Origin of the sequence: Pseudomonas amygdali (assembly GCF_002699855.1) — a bacterium.
Classification (GTDB): domain Bacteria; phylum Pseudomonadota; class Gammaproteobacteria; order Pseudomonadales; family Pseudomonadaceae; genus Aquipseudomonas; species Aquipseudomonas amygdali.
Genome location: NZ_LKBW01000211.1, coordinates 1 through 729 on the forward strand (window position 1 = coordinate 1; position 729 = coordinate 729).

The 729-nt window shown below is 49.4% G+C and carries 1 protein-coding gene; it reads left to right on the forward strand.

Annotation, left to right across the window (positions count from 1 at the left end; all coding sequences use genetic code 11):
- The first annotated feature begins 342 nt into the window (after nucleotides 1-342).
- Nucleotides 343-681, forward strand: a complete 339-nt coding sequence (locus AO277_RS28780; protein WP_058886618.1) for a hypothetical protein — start codon at nucleotides 343-345, stop codon at nucleotides 679-681.
- Nucleotides 682-729 lie beyond the last annotated feature (48 nt).

Genomic DNA, 729 nt, shown 5'->3' on the forward strand with positions numbered 1-729 from the left:
TTCGGTAGTTTTTTCATCGCTCCATCCTCTCAAAGGTTGGAGTCTCCGAGAAACCCGGGGCGGTTCAGTAGAATTCCTCCACCATCTTTTGGCATCCAGTGGTAGTTGGAAAACCACCCCAACAACGCAACCCTACGAATTGCGTTCAGCAAACGCTGATCTGGCCAAGCGTTGAAATCCACTCGAAAGCGTTAGAGCGCGAATCCGCGAGTAGTCTGGTGCCCTCCTCGGAGCCTAGAAAACCAAGCGCCAGGGCCCAGAAATGCAATCAAAGCGGAGTATGGCAGCTACGCCCATAATGATATCATCGCGACACTAGGCACCAACCGAAGGGATTTCACGTTGAGCGAGTTAGCAGAGCCAAACAGCGCAATTTCATCATGGAGTGGTTTCGTATATCAGGGTAAAGTTGCCCTCTACTACTCTTTAAAATTACTCACTGAAGGCGTAAGAGACTTCGAGCTACAGTTAGACAGCACCGACGACTTCGCAATATATAAAGACGGAAAACTTCTGAGCGCCCACCAAGTTAAAGCAAAAGTTGGCTCAACCAGAGGCAGCTACACCAGCGCACTAAAAAAGTCTGCAGAAGTTGATGACCATAGAAAAGCTGGAACCAATCGATACATACACGTGTCCGTGAAGATAGACGACACCTCTGAATCGCCCCGGGTTTTGTAGACACCTCCATGCCTTAAACTGAGGCCAATCAGGAGGTGCCATGAGCAA